Raw genomic sequence first — 16880 nt, forward strand, 5'->3', positions numbered from 1 at the left:
CGGAAGATCCCCGGCCGCAATGTCGGGATCGGCAACTTATACGCGTATTACTGACATAAATCCAATGAATTACTTTGGTCTATCTGTCCAATAGATGCTATTGAGGAAGGTCTACTCTCTCTCCGATGCAGAAGTAGACTTTTGCTAAACATTTATACAGGCCTAAGCTACTCGAAATTAACAATAACAGATGCTGGACCGCGAATGAAGTATCACATTCTAATAATCTATGTAGCGATATAGTATTAATGCGATAGCATTACAGGCCAGCATGTTCGCCCGCCGCGCTTTTGGCAGCGCAAGAGCACACTGTTCCCCGGCTGGCAATCAATGAAAGGGCGTCAGGGCTTCGGCATCATGCGTCGAGAACCCGGCGAGCGCATACTTGCCATCGGCGAAGGGTAGCGAGCGGCGATGCCGCAGTTCCTCATCGACGACAGATTGGATGCCGGACCTGAACCGCCTCACACTGAATTGCGCTGCATGCGTCCTGATGACATCTGCCCGGAAGGAATCCTCCCTGGCCTCAAAGGAATAGATGGCCTTGATCAACCCTTCGACTGTCTGGTTCTCGAACAGAATGCCTGTCAGTCCTGGCACGACCGTTTCGACCGCGCCGCCGCCGCCGTAGGCGACGACGGGACGGCCGCTCGCCATCGCCTCGACTGGAACGATGCCGAAGTCTTCCTCACCGGGAAAGACAAAGGCACGGCATTTCGCGAGCTTCTCCTTGAGCACGGCGAACGGCGCACGCCCCAGAAAGGTAACGGTCGGACCGGCCATGCGCTTCAGCCTGGCAATGTCCTGCTCCTTACCGCCGCCGATCACCACCAGGTTCTTGCCCATTTTGGTGAACGCCTCGACGGCGAGGTCGATCCGCTTGTAGGAGACGATCTGCCCGGCGCAGAGATAGAAATCCTCGACCTCGGCCGAAGGCGAGAAGTCCTCGATGCCGACAGGCGGATACACCACAGTGGCAGGTCGGCGGTAATACTTGCCGATGCGGGCCGCCACATGGTGTGAATTGGCGATGAACCGGTCAACGCGAAGGCTGGTGTTGACGTCCCATGTGCGCAACATCGGCGCCAGCACCGGCATCATCATGCGCGACAGGATACCCGCACTCGAGCGGTAGGCGTGATAATGATCCCAAAGATAGCGCATCGGAGAATGGCAATAGCAGATATGGGCGGCATGCGGCGGCGGGATGATACCCTTGGCCGGACCGGATTCGCTTGAGATGATCAGGTCGTAGCCGCTGAGGTCGAGGCTTTCGAGCGCAAACGGCATCAGTGGCAGCAAGGATTGATAGTGGCCGATGGCCCCGGGGACTCGCTGCAGAAAGGATGAAGTCACCTTGTGCTTCTTGATCGTATCGGAAACCTGTGCCTCGTCGTAGACTAAGGTGAAGATATCCGCTTCCGGATAGAGATCACACAACGCCTCGATCACCTTCTCGCCACCGCGCATCGAAACCAGCCAATAATGTACGATTGCGACGCGCATAGCTGTCCCTCGCTTTCAATACCCCAGCTCAGCATGCGTCAGACGGGCATGTCGTTGATAGCGCCAAGAACGGTTCGCGCCCGCATCCGAGCGAACGATGTCCCTGATCGAAAGGGTTAGGTCGGGCTGGGGTCCGGCGCAGCGCTAGGGCATTGGGCAGGTGTCGCCTATACGATAGTTTCCCTGGTTTAGGCAGCTTCCCCAAAAGGGATTAGCCGCGTTTAGGCCGCAGTCAATTTTATCTCGAACGTTTTGAGCCGACAATCAGGGCCGGTTTTGCGTTCGGCCGCTCGGCGGATCGCGACCTTCTGAGAAATTTGCGAGGTCCCATGCGAACTGCCGGTCAGAGCCTGCCGAAGCTGATGCGTACCCTCGGACGCGCATCGACGTTTTGCTCCGCAATCGGTCTGGTGGCCTTCGGCGCCCTTGCGTCGGCCCATGCCGATTCCGCCTTTCGCCTGCAGCCGCAAACGAGAGTTAAGGTGGCGATCGTCGAGTGGATGGCGTCCACCGGCGAATACAAGGAATGGTCCGCCCTCAACGGAGAATACAGCGTGTCGCCGTCCGGCACGATCTCCGTGCCCATGGTCGGGGAGATCACCGCCAAGGGCCGCACACCGGCCGAGCTGTCTTCAGCGATTGCCGATCTGCTGAAGCAGCGTACCGGGCTAATGACGGCACCGCAGACGACTGTAGAGGTCATCCGATATCCGATGATCTATGTCACCGGCCTGGTGGATCGCCCGAGCGAACTCGAATACAGGCCGGGCCTGATGGTCATGCAGGCCGTGACCATGGCAGGCGGGAGAGAGCGGCGGACAAACCCGGCCGGCGGATACTCCGACATGGAGCAGATCCGCTACACGGGCGAGCTCAATCGTGTGGAACTGGAGTTGCTTCAATTGGCGGCCCGCCGCGCGCGGCTGCGGGCCGAATTCGGCGAGAGCCCCAAGGTGGAGTTCCCTCCGGTGCTGACAGGCGCCAAGGGCGCCGCGATCCAACAGATGATCCGGGACGAAACCACGCTCTTCGATGCCCGGCGTGAGGCGCTGCGTCGACAGATCGAGTCTCTCAACGAACTCGCCACCCTGCTGAAGAACGAGATCGATGTCCTTGAAGAAAAGAGGGTTTTCAAGGAACGGCAGGTCGTGATCGCCCAGGATGAACTGAAGGGCGTGTCGAAGCTGCTTAGCGACCAGACAGTGACGAAGTCGAGGCAGACCTCGCTTGAACGGATACTTGCCGAACTCCAAAGCGACAACCTCGACCTGCAGATCGCCGCCATGCGTGCCAGGCAGAAGCTCAGCGAAACCGAACGTGACGTGGTCACGCTCCAGGGACAGCGCCGCACCGAGGCGGGACGCGACCTGCAGACGACGGAAGCTTCGATCGAGGATCTGAAGGTCAAACGTAATACCTATCTGCAACTCCTTCAGGTGAACGGCGCCTCGCTTTCGCGCATCGCCAGCCTCAAGACGTTCGATCAGCAGCCCCTGGAATACTGGATCACGCGCGCCGGCCAGGACGCACCATTCAGGGTTACGGACTCAACACTGCTCGTGCCCGGCGACGTTCTGGACGTGCGCTCGCCGCTGCCGGAGGCGGTCGACATGCAACTTCTGTCATCCGTCGGAATCGAACAGTCACAATAACCACAAGCGCATGAGCGCCGCACCTTCGATAGGGAAGCACAATGGTCGTGCATGACATCTCGAAAATCGTACTGGACGAGAACTTCGAGGCGCGCCGCGCCGATCGGCAGGAGAATATATCCTTTCGTGACGTGACCGATTTCCTACGCCGGCATACGGCACTCATCGGGTCATTCGGGGCGATCGGGCTTGCACTCGGCGTGTTCTACATCCTAAACACCTCGCCCTCGTACACAGCCACGGCGCGGCTTGTCATCGATCCGGAGCAAGGACGCATCGCCTCACAGGACGCATCAACCGGCACGATCATCATCGAGGCGGCCGAAATCGCCAGCCAGGTGGAGATTGTCAAGTCCGAGGCGATCGCGCGCGCCGTCATCGAGCAACTGAACCTCACGAAAGACCCGGAAATCGTCAGCACCTCGTCCTGGATGTCCTCCATCAAGGAAACGGTGAAATCCGTCTTCACGCTCGGCGCCAAAGATGAAGCCGACAACGTGCCGGACGAGGAATATCTCATGCGACGCACCATGGCGACGTTCCTGTCGCGCATGACGGTGCGTCGGGTTGGCCAGTCCTACGTGCTCGAAATAGGGTACACTTCGCTTGACCCTCAGAAGGCGGCAAAAACCACCAACGCCATCGCCATGGCTTATATTAAGACAGGCTTGAACGAGCGGGCAGAAGCGGCCCGCAGCGGCGCCCGCTGGCTCGAAAGCCGGCTGATGGAAATTGGCGAACAGGCGCGTGCCGCGGCAATGACCGTCGAAGATTTTCGTGCCATGAACGACATCACGACGATCGGCACGACTTCGACGCTCGAGCAGCAGCAGCTCTCAGAGCTCAGCAGCCAAATGCTAGCAGCGCGGGCAGCGACCGCGGCCGAGTCCGCCAAGCTGATGACCTTCCAGGAGGTGATCGCGAGCGGTTCGATAATGGCGGATATCGACGAAGGCGCCGACAACCCGCAACTCCAGAAGCTGCGCGACGAGATGCGCGCCGCCACCAGCAAGCTCGAGAATCTCAAGGCCCGCTACCACGAAGGCAATCCGGCCATCGTCGCCGCCAAGGCCGAGATCGAACGGCTCGAAGCGGCCATGCGCGCCGAGTTCCAGCGGATCGAGCGGCTCTTGCGGTCGCATGTCGACATCGCCCAGACCCGCGAAAAGCTCCTGGAGACGGAGCTTGCCAAACTTACTGCGGCCGGCGCAGGCAAGAACGTTGCCCGCGTGGAACTCTCCGAAATGGAAAGCCGAGCCACGACCTACCGCAACATGTACGAGGGTGTCCTGCAACAACTCATCGGTGCGCTACAGACGCAATCCTTCCCGCTCGGCAAGGCTCGCATCGTGATGGCGGCTACCGCCCCCCTCGGCAAGACCTGGCCGAAACCCTCGACGGTCCTGCCGCTTTCGCTGGCTCTCGGTTTGGGAGCGGGATTGGTGATGGCCCTGATGCGCGATGGTCTCGACCGCCGCGTCAGTTCGAGCGAGCGCCTCCGCGCCGAACTCGGCATCGCATCGCTCGGACACGTTCCGGTCTACCGAGGCGGACCGCGGCCGCAGCAGCCGGCCATTGCGTCCACGATGCTGCCGCTGCGCTCGGTGCTTGACATGCCCTATTCGCGCTTCTCCGAGGCATTGCGCGGTGTCAAGAATTCCATTGATTCCGCCTTCCCGGCCAATGCCACAGCCGTGGTCGGCGTAACGTCTGTCGGCCCCGGGGAAGGCAAGACGACCATCGCTGCCAATCTTGCGCAGCTCTACATGAACGAAGGCACGTCCGTTCTACTGGTCGACGCGGATTTCATCGGCTCCCGTCTCAGCCGCGTCACGAGCGAGGACGGCGCGAACTTCGGCATGGAGAGCCTGCGGCTCATCGGCATATCGGGACAATATTCGAAACGGAGATCGAGCGGCGAGACACCGAACCCCGAGGACTTCGACGGCAAGGCGGTATGCTGCGTGCCGGTGCTGACGGTCGACCAGACCCGCAAGGCGGCGGTCGCGCATCAGCGCTACGGCCACTTGCCGGCGTTGAAGGCTGAGCTCGAACTCTTGCGGCAGCGCTACAAGGTGATCATCGTCGACATGTCCGGCTTCGAGGATTCTGCCGACACGCGGGTGATTTGCACCTATCTCGACGGTATCGTCGTCGTGCTCGGGCAATCCGACAAGATGACGGTCGAGCGTCTTGCCGAAGCGCTTTCGACCTTTGGCAAGTCGCGCGTGGCGCTGCTCGGCGTCATCTCGAACCGCAGTGAAGGTCCGCGTCGTGCCAAGATGAAGGATCGGAAGCCATGGCGCCCGAGCAGCATGTGATTCCGTCCGCCGTTCGGCCCGAAAGCACCAAGGCGTCGCCTTCGACAGGCGCCTCCACGACCAGGATCGCCATCGGCATCGCCAGCGCCGGGCGACGGGAGGTTCTTTCGGCGGTTCTGCCGCTGATTGCCCGTCAGACGCGCAGGCCAGATGAGGTGATCGTCTGCCTGTGCTCGACGGCCGACATCGACCAGCACAGCATCGACATGCTCGACTGTCCCGGCAAGGTCATCCTGTCACAGCGGGGTCTCTGCCGTCAGCGTAACGCGATCCTGACGGCCGTGACAGCGGACGTCGTGCTCTTTCTCGACGACGATTTCCTGCTGGCGCCGGACTACCTCGGGGAACTCGAGCGCCTCTTCGAGGAGAACCCCGGCATCGCGATGTCCACGGGAACCGTGGTCGCCGACGGCATCATCGGACCAGGCATTTCGATCGAGGTCGGGCTCGAGACTATCGACGCGACCAAAGGCAAGCCGCGCCCGGCGGAAAGGCTGGAGCCGGTCTACAACGCCTATGGCTGCAACATGGCCATCCGGATGGCGGCCGTCAGGCGCGGGCAGCTGCGATTTGACGAGAACCTGCCGCTATACGGCTGGCTCGAAGACGTCGACTTCAGTCGGCTGGTTGCGGCCCACGGCAGCATCGTGCGCTCCAACCGCCTGCTCGGTGTTCACCTCGGCACCAAAATATCGCGGACCCCCGGCGTCAAGTTCGGTTATTCGCAGATCGCCAACCCCATTTACCTCGTGCGCAAGAAGACGATGAGTTTGCCAATCGCGGCGGTCCAGGTGGCACGTAACCTGATCGCCAATATCGTCAAGGTCTGGAAGCCGGAGCCCTGGGTCGATCGCAAGGGCCGGCTGCGGGGCAATGCACGCGCCTGTCTCGACCTTTTCTTGGGTCGCCTCGGGCCGCGAAATGTTGAAGGACTGGAGTAGGGTCCATGACCGGCATCCCGCCCGCCCGCATCGTCATCATCAATGACCGCTCCACCAGGGTCGGCGGAGCGACCAATCTCGCGATCCTTTCGGCCGAACTGCTGCGGCGGCGCGGACTTTCGGTCACGTTTTTTGCCGGCGACAACGCGCCGGGGGAGCCGCCCGCGGACGACATGATAAACCTGGGACAGGCTCCGTTGCTCGACCGGACGCGAAGCGACGCTCTGCGCCTGGGCCTCTACAATCCGCGGGCCCACGAGGCGTTGAGCGGACTGATCTCGACCCGCGATACGCCGACGACGATCTATCACGTGCACGGCTGGTCGAAGATCCTGTCGCCAGCCATTTTCCGCGCACTCGCCAAGGTGCGCGAGCGGGTTGTCCTGCATGCCCACGACTATTTCCTCGCCTGCCCCAACGGAGGCTTCGTGAACTACAGGACGCAACGCGTCTGCGAGCTTGAACCGATGTCGCGCCGATGTTTGGCGACGCAGTGCGACAAGCGCGGCCTGCATGAGAAGCTCTGGCGGACGGCGCGTCACCTCTTGCGCGAACATCTCTTTCCCACTCGCAGCGCACCTGCGCACATCGTCATCGTCCATGAGAGAATGCGCGAATACATGCTGCGCGCCGGAATCGGCGACGGGCGCATCTCGACGATCCGCAACCCCGTCTCTCCGCTCGCCGGGCCGGGCCTGGCGCCCTGGACGCGCTCGAATTTCGTCTTCATCGGACGGCTTGAGGAAGAGAAGGGGTACAAGGACGCGGCGCGCGCAGCGCACCTCGCCGGTGTGCCGCTGCATTTCATTGGCGACGGCGCAGGCCGCGCCTTCCTCGAGCGGGAATTTCCGCAAGCGAGGGTTCACGGCTGGAAATCCAAGGAGGCCATGCATGATATCGTGTGCGGGGCACGGGCCGTCGTCGTTCCCTCGCGGGTGCCCGAACCCTTTGGCCTGGCTGCGCTTGAGGCCGCCGGCAGTGGATTGCCCGTCATCATCACCAAAGCGGCTCTGCTTTCTCAGGAAATCGCGGCCTCCGGCTGTGGCTTGTCCTTCACCCCCGCGAATGTGGACGACCTTGCCGCAGCCATGCGCCGCATCGCATCCGACGACGATCTCGTTCACCGGATGAGCATGACCGGCGTGGCTGTGGCCGGGCAATTGTCACACACGCCCGAAAGTTGGGCCGACGCACTCATCGATCTCTACGAAAGCATTCTGCTGCGCGGCCGATCAGATCCACGGGCACCGGCCACACTGCCGGCCCCTCGCGCGGCAGGCTGGGGGACCCTGCGCGATCAGATCTGGTGATGCTCGCCACCATTGACATCGTGACGGCTAGCACGCCGTCCGTCGACCGGCCGAGCGTCATCCTGATTTTTCCTGCCGTGTACGTCCATTGGACTAGGTGTTGGCCATCATGATCGGATTGTCAATCAAGGTGGCCGCTGGCAGCCTGAAGGACATCGGACGACTTCGAGGAGCGAGAGATATGCTGTCTATTTCCGATGGCGCGGCAAGAGGGGAACGCTCCATTCCGGCGACGGTTGCGGCGCCGCGCGGCGACCGCGGTAAACGCATTTTCGACGTGACGGTTTCCGCTGCCGCGCTCCTGTTCTTCGCGCCGCTGCTGGCAGTCATCGCCGTCGCGCTGCTCGCCGTGGACGGCCGGCCGCTGATCTTCCGTCACGCACGCGTCGGCGCCCAGGGCCGGCTGTTCGATTGCCTTAAGTTTCGATCGATGCGGCGCGATGCCTCGGAACGGCTGACGGAACTGCTCGCGACTGATCCCGAGCGTCGACGGGAGTGGGCCGAGAAACGGAAGCTCAGCAGCGACCCCCGGGTCCACTGGCTTGGGAAGATTCTTCGAATGACCTGCCTCGACGAGCTGCCGCAATTCTACAACGTGCTGCGTGGCGACATGAGCCTCGTCGGACCCCGCCCCATACCTCCGGACGAGACCGAGAAATACGGCAGCAACCTGCACTACTACACATCGTTGAAGCCCGGAATGACGGGAATGTGGCAGGTGAACCGGCGGGCCGACACCACTTACGAGGAACGCGTCCAGTACGACATCAAGTATTGCCAATCCCGGTCGGCCTATCTCGACCTGGTGATCATCGTGAAAACGGTCGGCATCGTCCTGTTTGCAACGAACTATGCGTAATGGGGCGATTCACCAGATGAAGATGACGAGCGCAGCCCAAAAGATGAGGCAAAACGCGATTGCCAGCCAGCGAATGACCAATTGCGCGTTCCATGAAGTTCGGCTGGTCATGATGTCCATTCCGCCAAATGGTGCCTGCCTCGACATCTGCGGCGAGCCCTTCGTTCCTGCCGGGGGGCAAAATGTCCGCGGAGAGACGATCGCCTCCGCCTGCCCATCCATTCACAGGCGCAAGTCCCGGTTGCCCTACTCGTCATCCTGCGACCGACGGCAAATCGACCCACGCCTCTATGTCATAGGACACCCGTCATGTGGTGATATTTCGGCAACAGAGTGGTGTTTTCCAGTCCGTCGTGGCACACGTCCCGCGGCTCCCAACCGCGAGCGGGCGATGCCAGTCGGCAGGCCGGACGACCGGACGATCCGCGAGCGATGATGCGGCGCCATCTTTCCATCGCCGCCGTACACCTCGGAAACCTGTCCGCCGGTCTGCGGCGACTGGTGAGCCTTCCAGCCCTGGTCGGGGATGGCTTCATGGCCCTCTCCGCCAAAGTGGTCTCCCAGGCGGTTCAACTCGCTATTTTCATCGTCGCCGCGCATGTCCTGGAGGCTGCCGAGTTCGGATTCTTCGCTTTCAGTTCATCCTTCGCCATTTTCGTCCTCGTCATGGCCGAGGGCGGGTGGGGAGAATTTGTCATGAAGGCGGGAGCGGACAAGGTCGATCTAGACCAGCTCGCGACCATGTCGATCCTGTCGGGCGCGATCGCGACACTGCTCGGCCTGCTTGCAGCGCTGGCGGCCGTCTCGTGGTTCGCAGACGGCTGGTCGGCCGTCCTGATCCTCCTGTTCAGCGCCTGGTACTTGCCGGCGTCGCTCTCCACGGTCTACGACGGCATCCTCATCTCGCGCGGGCAATTGCGTGGCCAGTCCCTGATCCGCATCGCCGGCGAAGCCGTCGGACTTGTCGTTGCGATCGGCGGGCTGTGGATAGGCCAAGGCATCGCGGCCCTCATCTGCGGTCGGCTGGCGCAGCAGATAACCTTCCTTGGTGCATCGATGGTGCTCGTGCGCTGGCTTCCCTCCCTGCGCCTTTGCCGCGACTTCGCGCTCGAAGTGCTCGAGTTTTCCCGTCATATCGTCGCCAACCGCCTCGTCGTGTTCTTCCGCTCCTATGCGGGCACGCTGGTGGTCGGCAGCGTTTTGGGTCTTGCGGAGGCCGGTTACTATCGCGCCGCCGAGCGGATCGTCGCCGCGTTTTCCGAATTGATGGGCGAGCCGGCGCGCATGCTGGCCTGGATCGTCTTCGGCCGCGCCGGCGGCCAGGCCAAGGGTGAGCGCGACCGAGCCGCGATCGGTTCCACGGCAACCACGTTCATGACCGTGCTCATGGCAGTCTCCGCTCCGGTCTATCTCGGCCTCGCGCTGGTGTCGGGTGGACTGATCGACGTCCTGCTCGGCGAGAAATGGGCGCCCGCCGCCATTCTCGTCGCCATTCTGGCAGCCAAGCAGACCCTGCTCATTCCCGGATACGTGACCGAGCCGCTGCTTTCGCTGAGCGGCACCATTCACAAGATGCCACGGGCCATAATGCTGAACGGGGCGATCTCCGTCGGTCTCATCGTGCTGCTGACCCCGTTCGGCGCGATCGCCACCGCGCTCGGACAGTGCCTTGCGGCCGTCATCTCATTCAACATCTCGATGCGCCTTCAAACCCAACAGGGCGGCCTCGTCTGGAGCCGTGTGCTCGGCAATTGCGGCCTGGTGGCCATCGCTGTCGTGGCGATGGCGGCAACCGTGCTGCTCCTTGGCAGGATTGCCGAGGTGTCGGCACTGAGGCAGATCTCGACGGTCGCTCTCCAGGTCGTCTCCGGCGCCTGCATCTATGTAGCAACGCTGGCCCTCCTGCAGCGGTGGGGCGGCGCGCTGAAGCCTATTTTCGCTTTCGGGCGGCATTGACGACTGATCCAGTGACGCCTGCCACGGGGGACCACAGATGCTGGGCAACGATATCAGGAACACGGCCTATCCACTGTTGCGCCGCGCGGTTCGCAGCCTCAACCAGTCGCTCACGCCGCTGCGCGCTGCCGGCGGACGACTGCGTTATCTTTCTCCCTTCCCGCAGCGGTTCACCGGCGCTTATGCCACGTTCGAGGAGGCGCTTGCCACCGCGCGGTCGAACGGTCTCGCCGGCTACGATCACGAGGAAATCGCCGAAGTCGCGTTCGAGCAGATGTGCAAGGTGGCACCCTGGGACTATCCGGTGCTGTTCTGGATGCACCAGATCGCCGGCGAGGTTAACGGGCTCGTCGATGCCGGCGGCCACATGGGCACGAAGTACCGGGCGTTCCGCAATCTCATGCAATTCGACGACACGTTCCGATGGGTCGTCTACGATCTGCCGTCGATCGTCCAGGCGGGCCGGCGCAGGGCCGAGCGAGAAAATCTCCCCGCGTTGCACTTCGTGGAGTGCATCGCGGATGCCGGGCCGGTTGAGCTCTTCCTGGGCTCCGGTCTACTGCAATACCTCGACGTCCCGTTGTCTCGGCTCCTCAACGAACTCCCTGTCCCCCCACGACATCTGATTTTGAACAAGGTGGCGCTACGAAAGGGAGGAGCAGTGGTCACGCTTGAGCGCATTGGACGCGCGACCGTTCCCTACCAGATGCGCGATGAAGGCGCGCTGCGCCAGGACATCGAACACCTCGGCTACACGCTCGTCGATCGCTGGACAATCCCCTCGCTCGCCCACGTGATCGAGACGCATCCGGAACTGGGCGCAAGCGAGAGCGCCGGCTTCTACTACCGGCTCGGATAACAGCATTACCCCGGCGTGCCGTTTGCGCCGCCGGGCGTCACCTCCCGGTTGCGGCGACCTGCCGCCGCAATTCCACGACGGAGCGGCGTTCGTTGCGGGCCTTCAGGTGATCGGCAAGCCGGATCGCCAGTGCAAGGGCCATCAAGGTCGGGTTGGCGTGGCCCGGCGTCGGAAAGACCGAACTGCCGGCGATGAACAGGCCGTCGACGCCATGGACCATGGCATCGGGGTCGACGACGCTGACTGATGGATCGGTGCCCATGCGCGTCGTGCAGGAGGGATGCGCCATGTCGGTGAAAACCGCCTTGCCGTCGTCGTTCTCGGCAATCCAGGCGGCCAAGCGGAGCGCCGGCAGGCCGTTGCGGACGAACTGCGAGGACAGGGCGTGCGCCAGCCGCTTTATGCTCTCGACCTCCGCCTCGCCGATTTTCCAGTTCACGCGCGGCAACGGCGTCCCGAACAGATCCCGCTGCTCCGAGAGAGTTACGCGGCTGTCCGCATCGAGCCTCTGCTCGGCCATCACGTCGAAGCGAAGCTCGTCGGAACGGTGCAGCATTCCGCGCTTTTGGACGAGGCGGCGGAAAGCGCCCTGAGCCAGCAGGCCGGGCGATCGGAGAGCCGTCGCGAGATCGCCGAAAAGCCGCGTGCTGCCGCCCTGCATCAACCGTTTCACCGCTGCCCAGGGATCGCCTGCGGCATGGACCTGCACCGGATAGGCCGCACAGTTCACCAGCCCGTCGCGCCGCTGCACATGAGGACTGAGACGCATGCCGTGGAGATAGAAATGCGGCCGCCCCTGATGTGACAGGCCGTAGAAATTGAAGTGCCCGGCCAGCTTGTCGATATCAGGACCGACGAAGCGCGCGATCGCTGCGCGAGGATGGTCGGCGAGATAGCGACCGACCACGTCTCTGGAATTGCCGACGCCCGATTTCATCACCGCGTTGGAGGCGAGCAGCAAGCGGGCGTTCTCGATGCCGCCTGCGCAAAGCACCACGGTCGCCGCCTGCACGGTCGCGTGGACGCCCTCGACAGCGCGTATATCGAGCGAGATCACCCGTCGGGCGTCTCGGTCGAGATTGATGGCCGTCACCGTGGCGCGCGACAGCACGTCGACATTCGGCGCATCGAGATCCCGCGCCATGCGGCTAAATCGCATCGGCTCACCGCGTCGGTCGCGTTCATGGCTGAACTGCCAGAAAAAGGGCCGAAGGAGATCGGCGTCGAAATCGAAGCCGCGCGGCGGCGTCCGCAGCAGGCGATACAGGCTCTCGTCATAGACATTCGGACCAAGGTTGAGCAGGTCGGCGGCCTTGGCCAGCGCGGGCGACAGGTTCTCGCGCGTCATCGGCCAGCCGGACACCGGCAGCCACGGCCGGCGCTCGAAGTCGATCTCGTCGAAACTCGCGCACTTGCCGATCCAGGTATGCGAACTGCCCCCGAGCGTGCGATTGCGCAACTCGAAGGGAGCCACATCGTTCAACCAGGCGAGCCCGCCGTTATAGCCGCGGCCAAGTGGTTCGGCGCCGGCGCGGGCGATCGGCTCCCCCACATTTTCGACAGCGTTCAGAACTTGATGCTCCTGGCAGAAATCGGGGCCGCCGCTTTCGATCAGCAGGACACGACAGCGGCTCTTGGACAACTCGCGAGCAATCGTGATGCCCACCGGGCCGCCGCCGATGAGAGCGATGTCCGCCCGAAAGTTGGTTCCCGACGGGAAGGTGCGGAGATCGTGGATCGACATGCGCCTCTCCTGCGCGTTGGATTCCGGTGGTACCAGAAGCACTCTCGGGCCGAAATCCGCCAATATGGATAGGAGTTTAGGTGCACTACTGATTTCGGATAGGCGGGGCCTGCACACTTTGAGCAGGCCATGACCGTATGTCCATTTTGAAACGCGGCAAGCACGCGACTAACCTTACACTGCGCCGGTATGCGGCAGCGGTCCCTCTTGCCTGGAACGCCGGTGGTCGGCGACGACGGGACCGGCGCGGATCGGAGAACAAGCGATGGCTCGCGTAGGATTGAGGGAATGGCTGGCACTTGCGCCTGTCTTCGCGTCGGGAAAGCTGGCGCGATTCAGCGGCGACGGCACGGGTCCGCTGACGCGGTTCGAAGCTAACTTTTCGGAGAAATTCGGCGTCAAGCACACGCTAACTGTCAGCAGTGGAACGGGCGCGCTCATCGCCGCGCTCGCGGCCTGCGGCGTGGGCCCCGGCGACGAGGTGCTCGTTCCGGCCTATACCTGGATTGCGACAGCCGCAGCGGCGATCGCCGTGGGCGCGGTTCCGGTCATTGTCGATATCGACGAAACCCTGACGATGGATCCGGCGGACATTCTTCGCAAGCTTACCCCGCAGACCAGGGCGATCGTTCCTGTGCATATGGCGAACATGGTTTGCAACATGAGTGCGATCCTGGCGATCGCGCGAAAGCACGATCTCATCGTAGTCGAGGATGCCTGCCAGGCGGTGGGGCTCACATACAGGGGCGTGCGTGTGGGAACGATCGGTCATGCAGGCGCCTACAGTTTCAATCAGTTCAAGAACATCAACATCGGCGAGGGAGGCGCGATCGTTACAAATGACGACCGTCTCTTCGCTCGCGCACGCATGTATCACGATATCGGAGCGCTGTTCCGCGGCCATCTCGACAATTACAACGAACCATCGATGGTCGGTGTAAATCTCAAGGCCAGTCAGATACAGGGCGCCATGCTCAACGTCCAACTGAAGAAGCTCGATCCGATGATCCGGCGGATGCGGGTGCGTTACGATGCGATGGCGGAGATTCTCGACAGCGCGGGGTTCACGCTGGGCCCGCACAATGACCAGGAAAGCGCGGCCGGGCTGCACCTCCTCTTCGACACTGCCAAGGAAGCAGAAAGCTTTGCCGCAGAGAACAAGCGGGGCGTCTACCGTCTCTTCGATTCCAGCCGGCACGTCTATACCAACTGGCTGCCGATCATCGAGCAACGCACCGCCAATCCCAGAATGAACCCCTATTCATGGGCTGCGCGGAGGATCGAATATGCGCCCGACAGCTGCTCGAGGTCGCTCGACATTCTCAAGCGGACCTGCCGAGTGAGTCTAGGCGAAAACTACCCCTTGGCGCTGATGACCTATCTCGCCAGACGCATGCGGCGCCAGCGCGAGGCATCGAAGGGGGGATTGGCCTATGCGACGTAGTCTCGAGCGCATCGGCCCGAACACCATCGACATATGGCAGTGGAGCATCGCGGCCGAGGCGGCGCAAGCCGAGGCACATCTTCCGCTGCTCAGCGCCGCCGATCGTGCCCGCGCGTCACGGTTCATCCACGCCCGGGACCGGCATCGCTTCATCGTCGGCCGTGCGGGGCTGCGTCTGGTGCTCAGCCGCTACCTTCATATTCCGCCAGCACGCATCGGGCTCGCCTACAATGTCTTCGGCAAGCCGCGCATCGCCGCGGCGATGATCCCGGAGTTGCACTTCAATCTAAGCCACAGTGCCGATGTCGCCATGCTCGCCGTGTCGGATCACTATCCCGTCGGCCTCGACATCGAAGAAATCAAACCGCTGAAGGAAGATGTCGCCACCCATTTCTTCTCGCCTCGCGAATGCGCCGAACTGGCCGCCTTGCCGGAGCAAGATTATCTCGCGGCCTTTTATCGCTGCTGGACACGCAAGGAGGCTTTCGTGAAGGCGCACGGCGCGGGCCTCTCCCTGCCGCTCGACACTTTCGACGTGACGATCAGCGCTACCGAGCCGCCACGACTCAAGCGGCTGGACGGCGACGTGGACGCACCATCGAACTGGAGCCTGCTGGAACTGATGGCGCCGGAGAACTTTCACGGCGCCGTGGCGGCCCTGACGATCGGCAATGCCGTGCGCCTGCGCTATCGCAGGGAGGACGTCTTCCGGATCAAGACATCAATCGCGCATCCAGGACGTAGCGATCGCCAGCAGAATCGAAATGGTGGCAGCCGACCAATCCAGGCTTGAAGTCGGGCTCGATCGTGCGCACGCATTTTTCCCTGTAGGTGTCGAGGTCCAGTTGCTCGATTTCCATGATATTCAGCCCGTAGCCATAGATGCCGTGCGCATTGCGCTGCGAGGGGCGGAACACACGATCGTCGCGCGCGAAGATCCGCCCGGCGTTCCGGGCGAAGGTGCTGCCGATCACCACCGGATTGCGCCGGTGCGGAGTGATGCGCGATAGGGCCGGCCCGTCGACTTCGAATATGTGCAACTCGCTGCAGTGATCTTCGAAGGCGTGGTATTCCGACAAGTTGGTGAAGAGCCACCAGCGATCGGCGTGGCGGGTCAGCACGCTGTCGGCGGCCGACATGCCGTTGAGCGCGGTCGAATGAAGCTCCCATTTCAACGGAAACTCCACGCAGCGCCAGATCTCGATCCGCTTCGACTGATGCGTTTCCGGCATCATGAAGATATCTTCGCCATCGCGAAAGACGAAGGGATATGAAAGGTGATAGTGGCAATCGAGAGCAATGCCGATAGGCTGCAAACGGTCGCCGTCGAGCCGTCCCACGGCGATATGCGCCTTGCGGTCGCCATCGGCATAGGCTTCGTAGAACAGGTAGCAGGCGCCCTCGTGTTCGAGCAGGAAAGGATCGGCCCTGATGTTGTCGCGGGTGGGAGGAATTTCGACCGAGCCGCACGGCTCGAAGTTGTCGATCCCGCCGCTTCCGGTGTAAAGCGTCCAGACCGCCGATCCCGATCCCGTCTTCTTCTTGAGCGCCTTGAACGCACGCCCGGCAAGTTGTTTGGTGAGGCCGGCCACGTATTTGGCGAGTTCCCCGGTCGTCGGCGGCGCCGCATCGGGTGGTGAGTGTGACGTCGACGGCAGCTCGGCCGAATCCGCCAGGCGCGACAGTTCGCGCATCAGCAGGGTGGCCGCGCGCTCCTTGACGAAATTGATGTTCCGGAGCGCACTGAACTTGATGTTGAAGGACGAGGCGGCGATGTCGCCCACGCTGGAGCCAGACCGGACATAGAGGGAGAGATCAACGCAAGGCGCATTGCGGGCAACCTCACGATAGCTGAACCATTCGCAGCCCCTCGCCTTCTGGTCCGAAAACGAAAACGCCCATTCGCCGTAGCGCAAGTGCCCGACGGCATCGTCGGGCATTCCGTTCGGAGACATGCGGATGACGAGGTCAAGCCCGAGTTCGGCGATTTGCGCCTGTACGGCACCCGGCGTCGACTGTGCAAGTGGCACGATGCGCTGCTTGCGCGCCTCGAAATTGCAGGGGCTGTACGGCGCCTGCCTTCCCAGCGTCTTCTCCTCGAAGCCATAGGCCAACTTCAGGAGTGCCGAGGGAGCGGTCCGGAATCCCCGGGGCCTGTCGATCAAGATCGCGGTCAGGGCATAGCGGCGGTCCGCTATGATGCGGTCGAAGACCATAAGTTGCCAGTTCTCGAAGTCTACGGCATCCGCGAGGATTCCAATGCGCAGCGGGCGGCTCAGATCGCGCAT

The 16880-nt window shown here is 62.5% G+C and carries 12 protein-coding genes; 9 read left to right on the forward strand and 3 right to left on the reverse strand.

What is annotated here, in order from left to right:
- Window positions 1–327: 327 nt before the first annotated feature.
- Window positions 328–1506: a glycosyltransferase gene (locus NXT3_RS28410; RefSeq protein WP_083853960.1), complete on the reverse strand. Its 1179-nt coding sequence runs from the start codon at window positions 1504–1506 to the stop codon at window positions 328–330.
- 329 nt (window positions 1507–1835) lie between these two features.
- Between NXT3_RS28410 and NXT3_RS28415 the strand changes: the two genes are divergently transcribed.
- The 7 genes from NXT3_RS28415 to NXT3_RS28450 all read left to right on the forward strand — a co-directional run bounded on the left by NXT3_RS28415 (window position 1836) and on the right by NXT3_RS28450 (window position 11404).
- Window positions 1836–3158, forward strand: coding sequence for a polysaccharide biosynthesis/export family protein (locus NXT3_RS28415; protein ID WP_050988226.1), 1323 nt, complete (start codon window positions 1836–1838; stop codon window positions 3156–3158).
- Window positions 3159–3199: 41 nt separating this feature from the next.
- Entirely contained in the window at window positions 3200–5479 is a 2280-nt protein-coding gene (locus NXT3_RS28420; RefSeq protein ID WP_050988225.1) for a GumC family protein, read from the forward strand.
- A complete protein-coding gene (locus NXT3_RS28425; protein WP_104841143.1) occupies window positions 5458–6420 on the forward strand; it encodes a glycosyltransferase family 2 protein in 963 nt (320 codons plus the stop codon). The genes NXT3_RS28420 and NXT3_RS28425 overlap by 22 nt, the downstream gene beginning before the upstream one ends.
- Window positions 6421–6425: 5 nt before the next feature.
- Window positions 6426–7730, forward strand: coding sequence for a glycosyltransferase family 4 protein (locus NXT3_RS28430; protein WP_234828206.1), 1305 nt, complete (start codon window positions 6426–6428; stop codon window positions 7728–7730).
- A gap of 181 nt (window positions 7731–7911) precedes the next feature.
- A complete protein-coding gene (locus NXT3_RS28435) occupies window positions 7912–8589 on the forward strand; it encodes a sugar transferase (RefSeq protein ID WP_037417248.1) in 678 nt (225 codons plus the stop codon).
- 435 nt (window positions 8590–9024) lie between these two features.
- Window positions 9025–10545, forward strand: a complete 1521-nt coding sequence (locus NXT3_RS28445) for an oligosaccharide flippase family protein (protein WP_037417336.1) — start codon at window positions 9025–9027, stop codon at window positions 10543–10545.
- Window positions 10546–10582: 37 nt separating this feature from the next.
- Entirely contained in the window at window positions 10583–11404 is an 822-nt protein-coding gene (locus NXT3_RS28450; protein WP_037417245.1) for a methyltransferase, TIGR04325 family, read from the forward strand.
- A 37-nt stretch (window positions 11405–11441) separates the two neighbouring features.
- Here the strand turns inward: NXT3_RS28450 and NXT3_RS28455 are convergent, their stop codons facing one another.
- Entirely contained in the window at window positions 11442–13148 is a 1707-nt protein-coding gene (locus NXT3_RS28455; protein WP_097524631.1) for a GMC oxidoreductase, read from the reverse strand.
- Window positions 13149–13413: 265 nt separating this feature from the next.
- Between NXT3_RS28455 and NXT3_RS28460 the strand changes: the two genes are divergently transcribed.
- A complete protein-coding gene (locus NXT3_RS28460; RefSeq protein WP_037417235.1) occupies window positions 13414–14592 on the forward strand; it encodes a DegT/DnrJ/EryC1/StrS family aminotransferase in 1179 nt (392 codons plus the stop codon).
- On the forward strand, window positions 14582–15385 hold the full coding sequence (locus tag NXT3_RS28465; protein WP_104841144.1) for a 4'-phosphopantetheinyl transferase family protein: 804 nt from the start codon (window positions 14582–14584) through the stop codon (window positions 15383–15385). Before NXT3_RS28460 ends, NXT3_RS28465 begins: the two co-directional genes overlap by 11 nt.
- On the opposite strand, the gene NXT3_RS28470 is transcribed toward NXT3_RS28465, so the two are convergent.
- Window positions 15306–16880 carry a glucosamine inositolphosphorylceramide transferase family protein gene (locus tag NXT3_RS28470; protein ID WP_097524629.1) on the reverse strand — a complete coding sequence of 525 codons (1575 nt, stop codon included), beginning with the start codon at window positions 16878–16880 and terminating at the stop codon, window positions 15306–15308. The two genes, NXT3_RS28465 and NXT3_RS28470, sit on opposite strands and share 80 nt — an antisense overlap.

Source organism: Sinorhizobium fredii, from assembly GCF_002944405.1.
Classification (GTDB): domain Bacteria; phylum Pseudomonadota; class Alphaproteobacteria; order Rhizobiales; family Rhizobiaceae; genus Sinorhizobium; species Sinorhizobium fredii_C.